The 20,267-nt window shown below is 46.8% G+C and carries 10 protein-coding genes and 1 pseudogene (2 of these 11 cut by a window edge); 5 read left to right on the top strand and 6 right to left on the bottom strand.

The features are described 5' to 3' along the window. The 6 genes from A2048_08850 to A2048_08825 form a co-directional block, all read right to left on the bottom strand. A protein-coding gene (locus A2048_08850) for a hypothetical protein (protein OGP08840.1) crosses the window boundary here: on the bottom strand, positions 1-3,856 show its 5' end (the start). It extends 9,455 nt beyond the left edge of the window; only the first 3,856 of its 13,311 coding nucleotides appear in the window; the start codon lies at positions 3,854-3,856; the stop codon falls past the left edge of the window. Then, positions 3,844-4,578: a hypothetical protein gene (locus A2048_08845; GenBank protein ID OGP08839.1), complete on the bottom strand. Its 735-nt coding sequence runs from the start codon at positions 4,576-4,578 to the stop codon at positions 3,844-3,846. The genes A2048_08850 and A2048_08845 overlap by 13 nt, the downstream gene beginning before the upstream one ends. Positions 4,579-5,134: 556 nt before the next feature. Next, positions 5,135-5,428: a hypothetical protein gene (locus A2048_08840; protein OGP08846.1), complete on the bottom strand. Its 294-nt coding sequence runs from the start codon at positions 5,426-5,428 to the stop codon at positions 5,135-5,137. 87 nt (positions 5,429-5,515) lie between these two features. Further along, the gene (locus A2048_08835) at positions 5,516-13,756 is read right to left on the bottom strand and encodes a hypothetical protein (GenBank protein OGP08838.1); all 8,241 of its coding nucleotides are present in this window, start codon (positions 13,754-13,756) and stop codon (positions 5,516-5,518) included. A gap of 280 nt (positions 13,757-14,036) precedes the next feature. Continuing rightward, a complete protein-coding gene (locus A2048_08830; GenBank protein ID OGP08837.1) occupies positions 14,037-14,360 on the bottom strand; it encodes a hypothetical protein in 324 nt (107 codons plus the stop codon). A gap of 373 nt (positions 14,361-14,733) precedes the next feature. Further along, the gene (locus A2048_08825; GenBank protein ID OGP08836.1) at positions 14,734-16,143 is read right to left on the bottom strand and encodes a tRNA lysidine(34) synthetase TilS; all 1,410 of its coding nucleotides are present in this window, start codon (positions 16,141-16,143) and stop codon (positions 14,734-14,736) included. A 29-nt stretch (positions 16,144-16,172) separates the two neighbouring features. On the opposite strand from A2048_08825, the gene A2048_08820 reads away from it, so the two are divergent. The 5 genes and pseudogenes from A2048_08820 to A2048_08800 form a co-directional block, all read left to right on the top strand. Next, positions 16,173-16,721, top strand: coding sequence for a hypothetical protein (locus A2048_08820; protein ID OGP08835.1), 549 nt, complete (start codon positions 16,173-16,175; stop codon positions 16,719-16,721). A gap of 65 nt (positions 16,722-16,786) precedes the next feature. Further along, positions 16,787-17,467 (top strand): hypothetical protein, encoded by a 681-nt coding sequence (locus A2048_08815; protein OGP08834.1) that lies wholly within the window; start codon positions 16,787-16,789, stop codon positions 17,465-17,467. Between the two features lie 17 nt (positions 17,468-17,484). Continuing rightward, positions 17,485-18,219 carry a hypothetical protein gene (locus tag A2048_08810; protein ID OGP08833.1) on the top strand — a complete coding sequence of 245 codons (735 nt, stop codon included), beginning with the start codon at positions 17,485-17,487 and terminating at the stop codon, positions 18,217-18,219. Positions 18,220-18,322: 103 nt separating this feature from the next. Then, positions 18,323-19,408 carry a dehypoxanthine futalosine cyclase gene (locus tag A2048_08805; protein OGP08832.1) on the top strand — a complete coding sequence of 362 codons (1,086 nt, stop codon included), beginning with the start codon at positions 18,323-18,325 and terminating at the stop codon, positions 19,406-19,408. 17 nt (positions 19,409-19,425) lie between these two features. Then, a pseudogene (locus A2048_08800) lies at positions 19,426-20,267 on the top strand (hypothetical protein) (it continues 22 nt past the right edge of the window).

The raw sequence follows: 20,267 nt of genomic DNA, 5'->3' as shown, positions 1-20,267 counted from the left end.
CAGCATACATGGCGTACCACATGCCCAAACTCAATCCCGTCTGGATCGCATCGTCGGGAATGAGGCCTTGATCCACCAAACGGTCATAAAGGGGAACGACATAACCCGCCTGCGACGGTTGGACCAAAGCAGTGTCGTCACTGGCTTCATTTAATACTTGCCGCATGTCGATGTTAAAACCGGCCTCCATGAGAATGCTCTGGAGCCTATAAAAATGGGCCGCACGAATAGGGTCGCTAATGGCTTCATCACCGGCCCCCTTGTCGATCACACCCTGCCCCGCCCACATGACCAAGGTTTTGGGGCCCTTGGCGTAGAGCGTATAGGTCATGACAGGATCGCCAGAAGCATTGACGACTTCAACTTCGTATTCATGCACACCTTCCCCATGACGAATGCGGGTGACGTTGTAAGAAAGTTTTTCTCCATAAGCGACGGGATTCTGGAATTGACGATTTTTAAAACCAACATAACGGGAAGCATCGCCGCCGGTGATTCTTTTGTCGCGGAGGATTGATTCGTTCACCAAATCAAAAGATTCTTCCCCACGCATGATGACATCGTCCAAGCCTGCCAATCTTGCCGAGGTTGTCTGAATGTGAATGCGGTTTTCATCATCTTTAAATCTTTTGTTTCCCTTTTCTCGAGTCGTCACCGTGCCATCTGGAGTGGCCACGGTACCGATGGTCACCAAGTTTTGTTTTTCAGGCGTGTAGACTTTTTTGCCAGCCAAGAAATCAGCATCGGTCGGGGGCAGATCGGTTCGTGCGGCAAGAACAGGACGCACCTCATCCCCGGTGAGCCCCGTGTCGATCAAGGAACCCAAAACGGAATTGTTTTCAAAAACAGTTTCTCCACGCTGATTGGTGCCGCGGGCGAACACTTCCATGATGCGACCGAGCGAAGTGTCGTTCACGCTACGGATGAAAAATTCAACGGTAATGTCATCGCCCGCTTTGATGGGCAAATATTGATGCTCGGACCCACCAAGATTTCGGATCAAAGCGGGATCCAAATCGGCAGCCTCTAAAAGAGCGCAAAGCAAAACGCCTTCTTGTTCGATGGCGTCTTTGGCATAACTCGGATGAGCCTCGATGCCCCCGGACCTGCGCCTCTCGACAAAACGCTCATCGGTGGAACCGACGCGGTTTTTTGCGTAATCCAACATGTCTTCGAGAGTAATCTTCTTCGTATATTTCAGAGAAAAAGTTTGGAGAAGATCGGAGCTTGAGGGAGCATTCAAAAGTTCAGCAGCATTGGGAATAATACCGGTGCCCCAGTCTTTAAGGTAAGCAGCACGGGCGCTGTGAGGGTATGAACCAGCATGTATTGCCCTGATATCGCCATAGACAAGGGGCTCCTCACTCGTCACGTCAACAAAATAAGCTCTTTCCGTCATCGAAACACCATGGCTGGTATGAACAAACTCACGGGTAACAATAGCATTCACTCCGGTCCGCGTCACCTCTAGTGTGGGTTTATCAGCCTCATAAATTTTAAGCGAGCTAGAGATCTGTCGATCCCCTTCCGACTCTTTTTTCACAACCCACTCAAGAGTTTCTCCCACAAAAGGTTGAGTGAGAAAGGTTGTGTAAGGATTGGCTTCTTCCCCTATTTTGTCTTGAGTGAAGAAATAGGCAAGTCGACCTTCTCCACTTTGAGCAAAAAATTCTTTAAGCTTGGCCCCACTTTCTTCCGTCAAAGCCCCTATAACTTTGGCACGGTATTGGATGGATCCATCCGCCAAAACCGTTTTGGTCAATTCAACCCCTGGAATGGAAGGTAAGCTCACATCTGCTGCAACGCGCGCCTCTCCCATGGAAACAACATGCATGCCATCGGGCAAGAAAACATCATCTGCTTGGCTCGCGGCCAAGGCCCGGCGCAAAGCCGCTGGACTACGTGTGGTCATGGCTTCCATGCCTTCTTCAGTGGCTACGGTGATCACAGGGATGGTCACGCCATTTTTAATGATAAAAGATGTGGAGCCTTTTCCAGAACCCAAGTCAACAAGGACATGCGCCCCTCTAGCCTGCATGGCACGGGCAGTACGGCCCACCCACACGGTACGAAAGAAATTATCTCCACTGGGAATGGCGGCCCAAGCTTCTCCGGCAGCATGCCGATCTTGAGCTGTTTCTCCTTTAGGATTTGTAACAATAGTCGTTGACGGAGCCCCTAGGGTGATACCCCGACTGGCAATCTCTGTTAAGAAATCAGGATGACCTTGCGTAAGAAGATAAGGGTCGTGAGGAGCCAAAGCGATGCCCATTTCCCGTCCGGACAAAGGCTTTTGAACATAGGTTCGGTTGAGTTTCTTTAAAATGCCTTCCACTTTAGGCCATACGGCCAGTAAGTCTTCTTTATGAGGAGTTGCAAAACGGGCGGGCTTGGCTTTAGCAAAGTAGCAATTGATGATGTCCGACAAAAGGCGGAGCGCACGGGGGGTGCCGCCCACCAAAGTATAATAATAAGGAGCCACATCCACGTTCACATTACTTGCAAAAATATGTTCGCCGGTGACAAGCTGATCCAAACCGAAATGTTCGTTGATGGCTTGAAGCATTTGACCCAAAAGATTTTCGGACGGATTTGTATCATCATTGGGAATGCCGCTCGTAGCAATCGCATATTCGGCGCCATCAACATTGGGACCGGCGGGGACGAAAAATCTTCCTTGGGACGCCATGTAACGGATGAAATCCGCCCAGTTTTTTACACTACCAAACCCACCCACTTGAGCATAGGTTGGATAATCAACGCGACCTGATGCAGGATCAAAGGCCCTTGCTGCGGCAAAGGCCACAGCCTCCCCTTGGCTCTGGCCACCAAGAACGTGGAATCTAGCTACATCCAATCCATAGGTATTCAAGACACGAGTTTGTAAGGCTTGAGCCACGGGGATGGAAGGCGAGGTCGTCGGCACGCCATTGACATCGTAAAAATTGTCACTTGTTGCAAAGCGATCCAAATCAATCCCATCCTCATCGCGTAAAGGGCCAGCCAGCTGAGGGTATAGATTCGCGGCCACATTACGATTAACAACGTCATCAGCATACAATAAATTTTGAATCTCCTCCGTCCATGGGGCCCCCTGCCCAGCATAAAAGCCACCGGCTAAAATACGGCCGTCACGGATGGCCAAGGCCATTTGACTCATGGGGTGAAGACCGATTCTGGCTAAAAACTTAACGGCGTTCTCGGATGTTTTTTCAAGGCGAGGAGAAATTTCTTGCCCTTCATATATGTCTGCACGCGCCAAGGCTTCGGCTAAAATTTCGATGTCCATGTTGGACATAACCTCAAATTCAGGTTGATTTTTGGGAAGCAGGAACCCCACCAAGTTCAGATAAGCTTCTCTCGCATTTTTACTGGTGGAATAAATGGTGGATTGTTTTTCGTCAGACAGCAAATCAACCAAACGGGCTTCAACATGAAAAAGGAGACTCGTATTGAATAATAAGCGAATGCCTTTGGGACTCACCATCGTGTCGACAAAATTAACCTTCAACCCTTGATGGGAATCCGTACTGCCTTCCGCATCCATCCCAAAGGGGGTTCCTTCAGGAAAATCACGAGCTGTCACCGGATTCGTGTCTATCAAACCATAGGGAGCATTCAAGCGGGCAGCCAGGCTTTTGCCTAACTGTGGAGAAGAAGTCTTCACCCATCTTAAAAAGAGAAGCAATTGGGCAGAATCGGCACGGAGATTGGTTGTTCTTTGAATGACATCCGCAATGGCAACTTGATCCGAAGCCGCTAATTTCGCTCTTGCTCTCGCAGAGTCCTGCAGATCTTCATGTACCAGGTAACTCTTATCCACCAATATTTGAAGCATGCTATTTAAGCGATCCATAAAGACTCCTCATTGTTTGTAAAAGAATTCAAAACTTGTAAAAAATTTTCCAAAGACCAGCGCTGGGATTCCAGTTTCATTTTTTGGGGTGTTTGCACGGCCAAAGCCACAACATGATCAGGCGTTGGGTAACCCAACTTGAATTGCCAGGCATTTTCATCCACAGGCTTGTGGTTTAAATCGCGATCATCATAATGAAAACGAACATTGAGATTATCATCGGCGATAAGAAAACACCCTCGGGTCATGTTCTCCATCTGATCTTGACCTAGGGCTTTCACAAAAGCTTCCTTCAAACACCAGAGCTGTTGGAAGCGCAAGGGCTTGAGGGCATCGGGAAGTTTTTCCCAATCGGCCTGCTCCCAATCCGAGAAATGGCGCTGAGCATTCAGATCATTGGTGAAAGTATTTTCTATTTTATCCACATCCACTCCCAAAGGAGAAGAAGAGATAGCAAGAGTCACCAGTTCGTCGCAGTGTGAAAGGCTGGCATAGCTTAAGAGATTATTCTTCTCGTCGAACAATCCGTAAGATCCTTCGGATGTCTTTTTAAAATTCCAGGTGGGAGAATGGGTCTTCATCGCTTTGGCCATAAGCAGGCGGCCAAGAAGAGTGGACAAGGAAATGGAGGTAGCAATTTCTTTAAGATTGAGGAATTGCCGTACGCACGCATGAGCTGCGGATTTCATTTCATCCGAAACAACGTAGGGAACATCCAGCATGAATACAGAAACGTCTTGCTTCACTTCTTCCTCCGCAAAAATTGAACTTTAAAAATAATGACCAAAAAAACGGACAAAGCCACCGCACTTGGTCATGCCAATATTTTTTAACAGTGTGAATAATTTTGCTCAAAACAAGGCGGGAAATTCAAAGCCTGGTTGATTAATCTCCCTCTGACTGACCCCTTACAAAACTTCTTTCCACTTCATCTCCTTCTCCCCCCAGAGAAAGATTTAAGTGTTCTCTACCTTAAAACGATTGACTTGCCGGACTATCCAAGTTGGAAACCTCTGGCAAGCAAAAAGTGAATGTTGATTCACTTTTTGTACCCTTGGGACACCCTATTTCTCTGACCTTTAGACACATCTATCAAAGTCACCCCCGCCACGCCAATCCTCGGTACTCCGGGGATTTCTGAGGGCGGGGGCCCAATAACGGATTCCCGCCCCAAGAACCCCGCGACACGGGGTCGCCCTCGACAAAAGCACTCGAGGGCAGGCCCCGAGTGCTTTTTACCCCCGTCATCCCCGAGTGCTTTTGTCGGGGATCCATTTGTCAAAAACCTAATCCATCATATAAATCTTTCCATTCCGGGTTTTCTTTTTCGATCAATCTAATCTTCCAATTTCGATTCCACTTCTTAATCCTTTTTTCTCTTGTAATGGCTGATTCAGCTTCGTCATGTGTTTCAAAGTAAACAAGCTGATCTACGTTATATTTTTTAGTGAATCCTTCCGTCACCTTATTTTTATGTTCCCAGATTCGTTTACATAAATCGGAAGTAACTCCCACATAAAGAGTTCCATTTTTTCCACTAGCCAGAATGTATACACAAAACTGCTTTTGCATTTCCATTTTCTGGATCCAAATAATGGATGCCCGCCCCCATTATTTTCTCGTGGCGGGCATGACGGTTTTTTATCTTGCCATTCCTCCTTACCTCCCCACCGGTCTAAAACCGGGATGGCTTGTGATGGAACGAATGCCGCCGCCGGCCCGCATGGCGGCAAGCGAGGACCAATGTCTTATGGGTGCCGAGTGCGGGCGGGGAAACCCCGCCCCTACGGGGGATTTTTTGGTTTTAGCAGCGCCATCACCGTTAGCCACGGTTGCATCATCTGTTTTTGCGTCAGCCGCATCCAAGACGCGATCTAATGCATCGCCATTAGCAGGCTCCACCCAGCCATTTTGCATGACATCATGATTATGCCGGCGACGTCCAAAAATATCTCCCGCAGGAATCAGCGTACGGTCGCCAATGACGGTAGAGCGGGACAAAGCTTCAGGGTTTCCTCCACCTGTTTGCCCTCCCTTTTGAATCTCTTTTACTGGTATCCTTGAAACAGCGGCTTGTTGCGCAACAGGAAGAATACGCCGCCGCGGGCCACTATGAACAGGGGTATCTCCATTGCCGGTCACAGCAGCTCCGGCAAGGTGATTCAAGTGAAGCGAACTTTCCAAAGTAATTCCACTTTCATTGACAGAATAACGGTAACGAACAACATCGGGCCCCTGCCCTTGCCACACTTCAATGGAAGCAATGCCCTCTGTCTTGAACAGTTCCAATTTTTCTACAAGAAGCCTTAGACGATCCTCGTCATTTGTTTCTGCATCCAATAAAAGCACCAATTTTATGGCCCTGTCATTAAAGGGTTCGTAAACACCGATCCGCAACGCCCTTTTATCTATGGCAGAATCCTCCATGACTCTTTCAATAGAACCCGCGCTCAAATCAGAAACATTGAACACAAAAATAGGAATGTAAGCAGAATCCTCCGCGACACGCCGGACGAGAACACATTTTCTTTGAGCACTGTCAGCCCCTATCCCTTCACCCCCTTGGGAAATAATTTTTGCCAAGGCGTTACGAGCCAGAGAGCCAATGAAATCCTCTAAATCATCTGCTTTGCTTAGTTGAAACAATTCAGGAAGGTAGACGGCCAGCTCTTCATGCATGTCACGAGAACTCAACCTCATCTCGCCACCTTTGATTTGGGCCACAAGACGGGTGCGCACAAACTCCATCCTCATTTGGAATTGGGCCGCCAAAAATGCCGGAGCCAAGGCGGCAACAAGGGGAAGAAGATGGGCAGTGCTGGCTTGCAGTGCCCCCACAACGGACGCTAGCTGTGAAGCCAAGTTATTAAGCTGCTCCGGATCAGCCGCTTGCACTGCGGCCAAAAGAGCATCTGCAAGATTTTGGGGCCTTTGCAAGGCAACCCTTCGAACAGTTTCTTTTTCTCTCTGAGATTTCCATTCTGTCTTTAAGAGTTCCCGTTTATCAACATCCCCATTGGCATAGGTTACAAATTTTGCTGCATTTTCACTCTTACCATCTAACTCATCTAACACATTCAAAACTTCATGGACTTCAGCGGAGGTCATGAAACGTTCAGTCCCATCCAAAATTAAAAGATCGCGTCCTGCATTTTTGGCATCTTCCACCACAAACCGCGCATGCAAACCCAAATCAGCTAAACGCCCGCGGGCATGGGCCAAGCGGCTTTCGTCGCGGGTTAAGGCCGCGTATGGCCGTGTACGGGCGGCGGCGCGTTTTTCGGCAAGGGTCAGGGCTTCTTGCATGGCTTGCCGGGAAGTGGAGGGTTCAATAATGCCATCCAAATATCCCCTGACCAAATCACCCGCTTTAGCAACTGTGAGCGATTTAGCAGGGTCGGCAACATCTTTATTATATTTGCCAATAAGCTCATCGACACGCCTAACCAATTCTCTAAAAAGATAGATTTTTTCCCTTATAGGAGAAATTGTCTGTCCGGGAGTTTCATCAAGCGAAATAATTTCATCCAATCCTCCCAGAATTGTTTTAATGGCATCCAATCTTTTGAATGGATAATTTTCATCAATAGCACGTATCTGGGCGGCAAAAGCGCTCAAACGTCTTTTTACATCTCCGGGATCCTGCCGTGGTTGGTAGGTATCAAGCAAGGTAGTCAGGGCCTTACTTTCATTGACAATGGTTCCCACAAGTGTCTGGTAAGCACCATCCTTCCTATAGACAAATGGAATACCGGCACGCGCTCCCATCACCGCAATAAGACTGTTAGTAAGGCTTAGGGCCACGGTCCCGGGCGAAAGCCAGGGATGGAAACCCTGAATATTTCTTCCCCCGAATGATTTGCGCACAACAAATTTTACTTTGGGAACATCGGCGGATATGATTTCCTTCAACAACTTACCGCCCCGCCCTTGAATATCGGCCCCTTCCTGTTCGGGCCCCGGTTCAAAACCGGGGGAGTCTTCCATATAAACCATGGGAACTTTAAGCGACTTGCACAGTTCCACAAAATGGCGGAATTTATCGGCTCCCAGCCAGTCAGCCGCTCCGGCCCGAATTTGGGGGTTGTCTGCAAACACACCCACCACACGTCCGTTCATGGTGGCCAGCCCCGTGATTAAATTGGACCCTTGCAGATTATTCGTGTCGGATTGACCAATCTCTAGAAAGGAATTCTGATCAAATACCTCTCCAATAACCTTCCGCATGTCATAACCCAGGTTAAAATCGGTAGGGACAAACGAAAGATCAGCAGTGCGATCAGGATTATCCTTGGTGGAAACAAGAGCCTGCCGGGAAGAGGCCTTTGCATAGGCAACAAAACGTGAAGCATAGTCCATGGCTTCTTTAAAGGTATCAACAATGATGCACCCCTTGCGTTGTGCCAGCCAAAGCTCATGCCGGGTGGTGGTGGCCGATTTTACGAAAATCTGTACATGGCTTCCCTCGTGCACGTTGTACATTTGCAAACCGCGTGCATGGGTAATAATGGAAACTTGCGGAACATGTGTGGAACGGGTCAGAAAGCCAGTTAATTCTTCACGCCGTTTTTCCACATCGCGCCCCCCGCTACGGGAACGGCTGTACCATTTTTCCCCGACAATCTTGATAAGGGGAATATTTTCAGAAACGGCTGCACGGGCAAACCTGTCGGCCTTCTCAATGGCCTCCCTACTTCCAAACCCTCCGGGCAATTTGGGCCCAAGAATAGCCACCGTATTGCCCCCCATCTGGGTCCATCCCGCTTCCACTTCAGAGGCATGAAGAAGATCTCCTTTGTAGGGCCAGAAAAAACCATGATCCACATGCCGAAGCAGGGTCGGAAGATGGATGATTGTGGCTTCGGTATTTTGAGCTTTGGTATCTTCAAGTGACCCTTCAAAACGGCGAATAATCCCATCTCCAAGAGCAACACCGGGCGAGAACATGTCGATGGCCCTTCTGGCCAAATCAAAAAGTTCTTCCTCGGTATCCACTGCCTGGTCAACAGTTCCCGCCTTGCGAACCAAAACGTAAGCGCCCCCGATATCAGAGTTGCTTAGTTTGACGTGCTTCACCTCGTAAACAACATTTTCCCCCGTAAGCATTCCCGCCACTTGAGAGCTATTTCGCATAAAAACATGGTTAAGCTCGGCAGGGCCATAAACCACCATGCCGGAGTTTAATCCCATCATCAGGGCAATATGTAGCGGAGGATTTTTCCCCTTTAACTGTTCTATCAAAGGTCGACCATTGCCAAATTGATCAAGAAGCGCCTTAAAGAAGGCCCAATTGGGATGCGCTTCCACCCATCGACTGAATTCTTCAGGAGTTCTTTGAGCCGCTTCCTTGATGAAAAAATCGATTCCGGAATAATTCAACGCCGGTGTTCCCTCGGGAATTTTGGCACCCCCAGAGTCGTTAAGGCCAACCACGGGCATTCCTTTAAGGTAGGCCAACATGACTGCGGCGGCCATGACTTTACCCTCGGCAGCACCCACAGCCCCCCTCTTCTTTTTGGTGCGGGAATCACTCAAATAGGCAATCACCTCCCGCCCCTTCACCTTCCCCACTGTTAAGAGTACGGCACTGTCTTCAACCCCGTTTAATTTAATAACTTCATAATGGCCCCCATCAAAGAATTTGGCCGCTCTTTCTTCAATAGTCAAAAGCCCTCTTAAGTGATGGTCACGGTCTTCAGAATCTTCAATGGCAAAATATTGGTCCCGGGTTGTCCTCATGGCAAAGACCTGACCATCCCTGGTTGGTACATATTGATGAGCCACTCTTGTTGTTCTTCCGTCAGAGTCCATCGTATTAGCCAAAACCGCGGCGCGATACAGAGCCCTACGATCAAGAAAGGGGAATACATTTTTTCCCAGGGTATCCCAATGCAAAGGGGTGAACACATGGGGAACTCCATTTCGATCCGCTTCCCTGACAAGCTCTTGCATATCAAGAATGATTTCATGATCTTTAAGGGGAAGGCCGCCTCTTATTGAGTTTTTTTCTTCAATAGACTGATAAACCTTCATGATTTCAGCAGCCCGGATCGCGTAATCTTCAAGCCCCCTCTCCCCAACAAAAACTCCCCGGTCATCATATGACACGGAAGGAGCTTCCGGGTAAGGAGCATACAGAACCAAAGAATTTTTTTCTTTTGGCCCTTTCCCTGTTCGAAACAGAAAAATCTGAAAGCGATCATCGGGCGAATAGAGTGCGGCAATTTGCGCCCCATAAGCATGGGCCAGGCGGGCAATGGGGTGGGCTTCCCCAAGCCCCAATTCAGAACAAGCTTGAGGCACAGCACTGGGAATGGCTAAAATCATTCTTGCCGATTCTGCTGGAGCAACAAGATTCCTTCCTCTCAGGAAGGCTGCATGGCGTGCGGCATAAATATCAGGGATAGGGGAACCGTTGAATCCCTGGGCAAAGACGACATCAATCTGGCGGGCCGTATCCCGCACCGCATCGACTACGGGTTGGGCCCCGGAATCCTTGGCATTTGTGTAGAGCTTCATCAAGGTTTCCCGGATGGCTTCATCCTTCATTCTATAGGAACCTGCCAGACGGACCAGCCTTGAAACGATACTTCTGCGCCCACTGCCGTTGTTCCAAGCCTGTCTTAATCGAAGAAGAACATTAATAAAAGAATGTTCCTTAACAACAACCCCATCAGGTAAAACATGATAACCAATGACCGATTTATTGGAATCGAGGATGGGATCTCCAAGCCTTATCCCAAAATGTCGCAAATTGGCGATAAGAACATCACCCATCTTTTTACTGACCCTTCCTTTAACCTTTCGCCAATTTTTGATAAAGAATTCAAATTCATCCCTTAATTCATTATTGGGGGCGTATAAATTTTGAAGATCGAGGTATTGGTTCAAAACAGCCTGGAGGGCCTGTTGAATGGGGAAAGAAGGTTCTCTGACTTCCTCAAGCAGGCTTAATACGCGTTTCAAGTAATCTTGGGTATAATCAAAACCCCGTAGATATTCTGCAATATAAGAAAGTAACTTGGGCGCATCACCGTGCAAACGTTCACGCATCGCCTGCATCACTTGATCATAATGTGTTTTATCAACGGCCTCATCAATGTATCCCAACTGGGCCCGGGGACCCAAATGATGATCCGGCATGAAATTATAGGCCACCTTGGATGAAGCAGCTTCACCGGTCACATCCGGTTCAATTTCAACAAGCACGTGCCCACTCTGGACAGTATCCCCTGCCATCACCCTGATTGCCTTAACCACCCCACTTACGGGGGCGGTAATAGTGTTTTCCATCTTCATGGCATCCACGATCACAAGGCCCTGTCCCGCGGTTACAGGCGTTCCACATGCTACAAGCACATTCACGATTTTGCCGGGCATCGGGGATGCGATGACTCCCGCCTTTTGGCCATCGTTTGAGGTGGCCAGTTTTATTTCATGCCTTACACCTTCCACTTGCACTTCAAAAGTTCCGGCCCTGGCATCAACATAGACGGCAAAATTATTGGCGGTCGCCAAGTCCCGCTGGCCATCAATAAAAAGGCTATAGGTGTGAAGATCCCGGCGTTGGGCTTCCACCATGACGGTATGTTCGTTGATGGTAACGGCAAAACGGCTATTGGATACTTCACGAACATGGATGGAAGCCATTTGGCCATTGATTTCGGCCTGAAAACTCAATCCTTCTTCATTGGGTATGGTATCGGGGTTAAAGGAAATATCGGACCTTGGATCCAAAAGATTCTGGATGATTTCGGCGCGCCTCTCATAATAGGCATGAAGGGCCGTCGCTAAAAGAGCCTCATCGGCATAAGGTTTGGGAATGCTCCATCTTGTACCATAACGTGCAACAAGATCAGGAATTTGTGTGTTGCCGATTTCTTGCCCGTGCAAATGGGCCCACACCAGCCCTTCAATGAGGGCCTGGGGGTTTTTCAACATGAAGGGATTTGAAATGTTCCGCCAATCATGGCCGTAGTCTTTTCTAAGAGAACCCTCGTTAACGCCACTCTGATGCTCCATTTTTTGATAGGCCTTCCTCGTATAAAGATAGCGCTCAACAAAATTCACGGAAAGCCCCATCCCCCCATTTTTTCGCATCTCATCGGTGTCCAAAAGTTCCAGACCAAACTCGATATTGGTTTTCACCCCCAGAATAATCAACTCACGCAGGGCCGACTTCATATTCGCCACGGCTTCTTCCCAGGTGTCACCAGTTGCAGTGAGCTTCATGATCATGTTGTCGTAAGCTTCGCTTACACGATCGCCTTCATGAACACCTTCATCAATGCGGACATGGGGTCCTTTGGGAAGTTTTATCTTCCTGATCAAACCAGGGGAAGGTCTGAAACCCTCTTCAACATCTTCGGCAAGAACCCGGAAGTTAATGGCAAATTTTTTGGGCGATTTGGAAACGGCTTCTTCAAAGGCGGGATCGGGTTTAAAACCCAGCTGACGGCGAATGGCCTCTTTAACCAGATCGATTCCATACATTTCTTCGGTCACCAGATGCTCCACTTGCAGACGCGTGTTCATCTCCATGAAGAAAATGTTTCCCTGGTCATCCACAAGGAATTCAATCGTTCCCGGCCCCTTATAACCCACGGCCCTGGCATAGGCCCTGGCATACTCACGCAACGCGGCTTCAATTTCCGGTGAAACAATGGTCGGCCCCCCCCATTCAAAAACTTTTTGTTTGTTGCGTTGGGCGGAGCACACACGCAACCCAATGTCTTGTTCTCCCAACATTTGAACTTCAATATGGCGCCCTTCACGAATATACCGTTCAAAAAACACTTCATCACTTTTAAAGGTGTTGCGGGAAATATTGATAGCACTGACAAGTTTATTTCTTAAATCATCTTCAGAATCGGCAACCAACTGCCCCTTACCCCCACCCCCATTGTTGGGCTTGATCATGACGGGATAACCGATACGCCGGGCTTCGGCAAAAGCCTGATCCCAATCGATGATGGGAGAACCGTTTGCCTCATATCCAGAAATACGAATTAAAGGGGACGCCTCTGCCACAGGAATTTCAAGATCTCGTGCAATGCCCTTTGCAGAAAGCTTTCCTCCCCCCATTTCAATGGCTTGGGAAGAAGGCCCAATGAGGGCAATGCTTTCTTGTTCCAGTTTTTGAACAAAGCTGGCCGCTTCAGAACGGAAACCCCACCCAGGGAAAGCTTCAGTAATTTTAATGCCCGTTTCATCCTGAAAATCTTTAAGGGCTCTAATAATGGCAGCCTCATTATTGAAGGCTAAAACGGGTCGGCCTTGATCATCCACCCCCGCCGGAACATAAATGGCATAATCAGCATTCACAACATAATCCGCTTCTTCTTCACCATCGGTGTACATGCTAACAATGGGCATGTGATAACCCCATTCTTCACGAAGGGCCTTGACCGCACGGGTAAACCGATTGGCTGGATCTTTTCGATTGGGGCCATTGAAAAAAGCGCGGATCGGTTCGATGCCTGCCTCCCTGAACGCTGCTAGAGTGGCCGGCGGAGGATTTGTGGGAAGAACGGGTTGGGTTCTGCGAACATAAGGTAAAAAACCGGAATGGATTCGCTCTGCCAGAGCATGATGAAAACGAAAACGGCGCTGAGGGTCTTCAAGAAAACGGCGAAGCTCGGCCCCTTGGGGCAATTCTCCCTTGTACTTGTCAGTAACAATGTGAAGGGATCGTATAAGAACCCGGCGCAGCTCGGGATCAATTCCTTGAACCTGGGACAGAGCCGACAAATTCCAGAAAATGGTTCTGGCATCCCAGGTGTTTCTGTTAACATCCCCAACTACCAAATCACTATTGTCTGTAACAAGTTGATCGAGCTGCCCGGCTTCGGATTTCAACCGAGTTCGTAAGTGGTTCCAAGCACTGATTGGTTCTGCCATAATTCACCTATTTTTTTCTTAAACCAAGAGACAAAAATACATCTCAGGACGGATTAATCCCAAAAACCTGAACAAATTATTTTTCTGAATACACAAGAATACACATGCATCTTGGTATTAGAAACTTATCTTATTTTAAATTGAGACCCCCCCAAAAAAAAACAGAAATACAGTGAAGTTTGACCCGTGTAATACGAAGGTCAAATTGTTGTCAAGGATTTTAAAGATTTAATGAAGAAAATTTTCAAGAAATCGGGAAGCTTACCTTCTCTTAGGGAGATTATTCTCCAAGGTAGGCATTTACAGCCTCTATCATCTCTTTAAGGAAAGAATTTGAAACCAAACCGATCATATCATGCAAACGGGTCTTATTGACTTGGCGTAATCCCGGGAGAATAGCGTAAGAGGTTTTTCCACGAGGCATTTTAAATGAAAGACGTAAGGGCCATAAAACGGGGGGCTTGCTTGAAACAGGAACTACAATAACCGTTGGCAGCCGCATATTGTGTTCGACATTCGAAATAACGATGGCGGGCCGCATTTTCCCAAATTCGGGCGAAGCGGCTGGCTCAAAATTAACCCAATAAATCGCCCCTCGTTCCATATTATTTGGCCTTTCTCTTTGCCTTTTTGCCTGGAACAACAGGAGATACGAGATCGGCTTCTTCCCATTCCTTAAGCATAAGATCCTCGGGCGGATTTTGGGCAAGAAACTTGGCATAAGCCTCGGCCGAGTCAGCCATTTTTTGGCGTCGGATCTCCTTTTCCAAGATCTGTCTTACAAAGGCGGTAATACTGGTTTCCCGCGGCTTTAAAGAAATAATACCCTTAAGTAGCTCTGATTCTAGCTTTATAGTAGTTGCTAACATACTCAAATAGTACTTAATTAGAATGATAAATTCAACTCTTTTTATATTATGAATCCTCTGAAAAAATCCCTGATTTATCCAATTTATGGTCCCGTGTGCGGGACAGGCTCACCATGTCCAATCTTGGGCACCCTGAGTTTGCCGTGTTATTTTAAGACAGTTCCCCTGCCCTCTAATTTTAAAAGGATCAGCAACAGCAAACCCGCCTACACACGCAATCTCCCCTTTCACAAGAACAAGCGGGATTTTATCACGAAAAAGGGAGGGGATTTTTTTGTCGATGAAATAATCGGAGAGTTTTTTGTATTGAGACATGCCCAGGGGGATGAATTTATCGCCTGGGTGCCAGGTGCGGATTTGTAGGGGCGGGGTTTCCCCGCCCGGGCCCGGCGATATAGGGCGGGGGAACCCCGCCCCTACGGAAATATAAAGCACCCCCCGTTTCGCATCGGATTTGATTTTCTGTAAGGATGGGACACGGGTAGGCGAGACTTTGATGTGTAAGGGCAATTCATGAATTGCCCTTACATTAAACACATACACCCCCCCATATTCCACCCTCACCTCCACACATCCCAAACGAAGGCGCCCTGATTTTTTTTGACAGATTAAAGAATCAACCAATGTAAAGTGCTTCTCTTCAAATTGACTTTTAAATCCTTGTTCTTTTAAAATTTTTTCTAGGATTAGAAAACGAACATTGGGGGAATAAGAAGAATAGGAATTAATCGGAAATCGGGGAACACCCCCTCCCTTAATCCCTCCCCCCTCGAGGGGGAGGGGCTGGGGAGAGGGGGCAATTATTTTTTGATTTAAAAATTTTTGGGCCAATCTTTCATCACGAATAAAAATCTTTCTGTGTTTTTCAGCTTCTTTTAAAATCTCTCTTTTTTCCTTTAATGAAAGAAGAACCACCTGTTTTCGAATGCGGTTTCTAAAATAAACATCCTTGGTATTGCTTGAGTCAACAACAAACCCCAATCCTTCTTGTTTGGCAAATTGGAGGATTTCCTTCCGAAACAGTTTCAACAGAGGACGAATCATTTTTGTTCGATCATTTAAAAAAACTTCCTCATCCATTCCTTTAAGCCCACGGGGCCCCGCCCCTCTTTGTTTGCGCATAAGAACTGTTTCAACTTGATCATCGGCATGATGAGCCACCAAAAGATGGGTAAACTGATGTTTTTGGGCCAATTTTAAACTGATCTCCCGCCTGAGATTACGGGCTCTTTCCTGGATACCGGGCCCCGGTTGAAGGGGAGTATTTTTGACAATCAATGGAATGTGCCATTTGTTGCAATAACGGGCCACAAAGGCCTGATCTCGCTGAGATTCTTTACCTCTTAAGTGAAAATTGAAGTGAAGGACGGTCGATTTAAACTTTTTCTGCGCTTGATGCCTTCGAACCAATTCAAGAAGCGTCATGGAATCAGGGCCTCCCGAAACCAGACAGGCAAGATGGTGGGATTTGGTAAAACCCCATGCAGAAAGAATATCATCCATTTTAATTTTTGACATTTACGGGTCCCAATGTCTAAACTGCTCCCATGAATCGAAAAATTCATGTTTTAGTCATCGATTCGCATTTACTTCACTTTGACCTTTTAAGACAAAGTCTCAAACAGAATAAACGTTTCATCCTCACCCGGGCCTGTAATTTTGATAAAGCACTCAGCCTTATCAAAAGCCGCTCCTATGAAATCATTCTTGCAGAACTTTTAACCCTGTCTCCCGAAAATATTGCCCAGATTAAAACCCGGTCTCCACGCAGCGCGGTGGTTGTTCTTACAGCCATCAATAATCACAATCTGCTCGTTGAATCAATGAAACTTGGTGCCGATGACTGCCTTGTAAAAAACAGGGACACCTTAAAAAACATTTCCCAAACCCTGGAAAATATTTTGGAGAAGAAAAAACGTGCTCCTCAAAACACCGATTCAGGCGGCATGCTAAGCGCTTTGTCGGGGAAAATCAAAAACATCACCGACATCATCAACGACCCATCCAAAAACTGGCTCATGGGAAAAAGCAAAATTCACACCTTGGAAAAAGAAATTGAAAATTTGATTGGGAATATTAAGAATATGGTGAATTGATATTGTAGATACAAGGGGCGAACACCCTCCTGAGGCGGGCAGGCAAGGTTCGCCCGTACAAAAAAATGAAAAAAACAAATTTAAAATTTTTTATCCCCTACGCTCGTTGGCGCAGGATGCGCGCCTTGCCGGGTCAAAATCCCGTGGCTTGCCATGGAATCTTGGGTCGAGGGCTTGTCCTGGGGGGCATACCATTGATATTTTCTATTCTGATCTTTTTCCTCTCCTTTTCCCTTCCCTCTTTGGCTAAAAAGAAAAAAGAAACAGAAGAGGCTAAATCATCCTCATCAATTGTTGTAGGCTCCCGCCTTGACAATCTTTCAGCCGAAGATAAACGTAAATTTGAGGCCCTTTCGGATGACCAGCAAAAGGCAATCAGAAACGGCAAGATTCAAAAAGGCTTCAACGAATGGATGGTCGAGCTAACCCTTGGCCGGCCTTATTATGCCACGGAACACCATCCTGTTTTTGTGGATTACGAACAGGTTTGGCTCTATGCAAAGCCCGAAATCAAAAATGATGTGCAAGAAGAAAGAATCATTGATTTTCAAACAAACTGGCCCACGCTTCATCGAAAAACTCGTACCCAAAAATGTTTGGTGGGTGATTTTTTCGTGCTTTGGGACAGGGGTGTTGTTGATGATATTGTTTCTGAAAAAGAAAGAAAAGTTTTTGGATCATGCACGGTTGAAACTTCCGAAGCCTTTCTTCCCATCGTCGATGGAAAACCGGTTGAACCCAAATAATCATCTGCGGTACCTTCATGAAAATAGGAGCTGTTCCCTACATTAATGCTTTCCCCCTCTTGCGCTATTTGAATCGTCCCGTTCTTTTGGCCCCACCGCGCAAGCTTGAGGAACTCATGAAACAAGGGGAATTGGATGTGGCTCTTCTCCCTTCGTTTGCATTTTTGGATAATCCCTCCACCATCCCCTTGTACAAAGTAGGCCTGCTTCAATCTCAAGGTCCCGTTGATACGGTGGCTGTATTTTGCGGAGCAAAAACCCCGGAATTGAGCCAAATAAGAACAATAAAATATACAAATGAATCAGTTACTTCTATTTCATTATTTAAAGTTTTGCTTAATTATATGAATCCTTTGGTTTTTCAGGGCTTAAAAGAAGTTCAAGAAGGTGCCGATGCCGAGCTTGTCATTGGTGATAAAGTGTTGGATCACCCTCAAGTTTGCAAGGTAAAGCATGACTTGGGCCAATTATGGCAAAAAATAATAGGATTGCCCTTTACCTATGCCCTGTGGGTGGCTTCCAAGCCCGTTTCCCAGGATTTTATAGATGAACTTTGCTTTGCCAAAAAAGAAGGGCTTAAAAATTTGGATCTTATCATTGGCGAAATCAAGGCCTATTCCCAAGAGCGCATGCACACCTACTTGACAAAGAACATCATTTACGAAATCTTGCCCCAAACTTTGGAAGGCTTGAAAAAATTCAGGGATATGTGCTTTGAGCTAAAACTTTTAAACCAGAAAAGAGAATTGTAACAACGTCATCCCCGAACGTTTTTGTCGGGGATCTGTTACTGGGTTCCCGCCCCCAGAAATCCCGCATAGCGGGATTAACGTGGCGGGAATGACAAATGATTAAATGAACATGAAAGAAATTTACAAAAAAATAAAAAACAAGGAACGCCTTAACACCGCTGATGCCCTTCTTTTGGCCAATCAAGCCGATATCCTCACTTTGGGAGAACTCGCCCAAACCAAATCCCAATCCCTTAACGGGAAAAAAGCCGCTTTCTTATTAGACCGAAACATCAATTACACCAATATATGTACCGCACGTTGCTCTTTTTGCGCTTTTTATCGTCCAGCCAATCATAAAGAAGGCTATGTTTTAAGCTGGAAAGAATTGGACGAAAAAATAGACGAAACCCTTCGACTGGGCGGAACGCGTATTTTGATGCAGGGCGGCTTTCATCCCGATCACAACACCGGTTTCTATGCCGAGATGGTGCGGCATATCAAATCCAAACATCCCATCCATGTACATGCTTTTTCCCCGGCTGAAATTCACTATGCAGCCAAAAAAGACAATCTATCTTATCATCAAGTAGTCACCCAGCTTAAAGAAGCCGGCCTTGGCTCCATCCCCGGAGGGGGTGCTGAAATCTTGGTGGATCGCATTCGTAACCGTATTGCCGTTGGAAAATGTTCAGCCGACCAATGGCTTGGGGCGGCCAAAGCCGCCCACGAATGTGGCATTCCCTCCACTGCCACCATGATGCTGGGGCATATCGAAACCTGGGAAGAACGTTTTGAACACTTGGAAAAAATACGTACTCTTCAAGATCAGACGCATGGATTTATTTCATTTATTCCCTGGACCTTTCAGCCAGAAAACACCCCTCTTCATCCCAAAATCAAAAAAAACAAGGATGTAAAATTGGCGGGGGCTTATGAATACTTGCGCTTTTTGGCCATCGCCCGTTTGTTTTTGGATAATTTCCAACACATCCAGGTTTCCCTTTTGACCCAAGGAATCAAAGTCGCCCAATTGGGGCTGCATTTTGGCGCTGATGATTTAGGGAGCGCCCTCATCGAAGAAAATGTGGTCAGGCTGGCTGGCTGCGACCAGGAAGTGGGAACTGAAAAATCAAAAATGGCCGCCATCATCCGCGAAGCCGGCTTTGAGCCTTTTGAGCGGGATACGTTTTATAACCAGATTCATTAGTTGTGTAGGGGCAATTCATGAATTGCCCTTACCCATCCATTCCCTTGTTCCTCATTGCTTCAAAAATCTTCCCGGCGATCGGACCGGAAACCTATACGGTCATTCATATTAAAGACGGCATCATTTATTCTCTTGGGAATGACGAACTGATTAAGCAAAAAAATCCTGACGAGACAATTATCGATTTGACCGGCTATGCCCTTTTTCCCGGCTTTGTGAATGCCCATTCCCATCTGGAATTAACGGCTCTTGGGCCGGTTTCTTCCCCTGCCTCTTTTGTTGATTGGATCCGGAAATTGATTTCTCAAAAAAAAGAACTGACGGAAACAGAAAAAGACCGGGGAGTCAAAAGCGGGATCAAAAACATGATCAAAACCGGTGTGACTTGTGTTGGAGATCACATCAGTCATGACGGCCCCTGGGAAACCATTTTAAACAGCCCTCTTCGGGGAAGACTGTTTCCGGAAGTGCTGGGTGTTGTTCCTGAGATAAGTCAAAATATTCTGGAACATTTAAAACAACTCAAACTTACGCATGAAAATAAAACTTCTTTATGGAAAATTCACATCAGTCCCCATTCCATTCATGCCCTTGATCCTGAAATTTTAAAACAAATCCTCAAAGAAGAACCAGCTCCCCTTTCCTGCCATGTGGCTGAAAGCGCTGCAGAAGACGAGCTCTTTCGAAAAGGCAGTGGAGAAATGGCTGATTTCATTTCCCCCTTTATAAAAGGGGGATTAAGGGGGATTTGGGCCCGCCTTGATTCTTCTTTGGGTCCTCATTCAGGACTTGAGCAACTCATTTTTCAAAAACTTCCCATCGAAAAATTATTAATCGTTCATGGTAATTATTTGTCCGA

The organism is Deltaproteobacteria bacterium GWA2_45_12, assembly GCA_001797365.1.
Taxonomy (GTDB): domain Bacteria; phylum UBA10199; class UBA10199; order UBA10199; family UBA10199; genus UBA10199.
The sequence above is the reverse complement of the archived record's forward strand: the minus strand, read 5'-3'. Positions and strand labels throughout refer to the sequence as shown.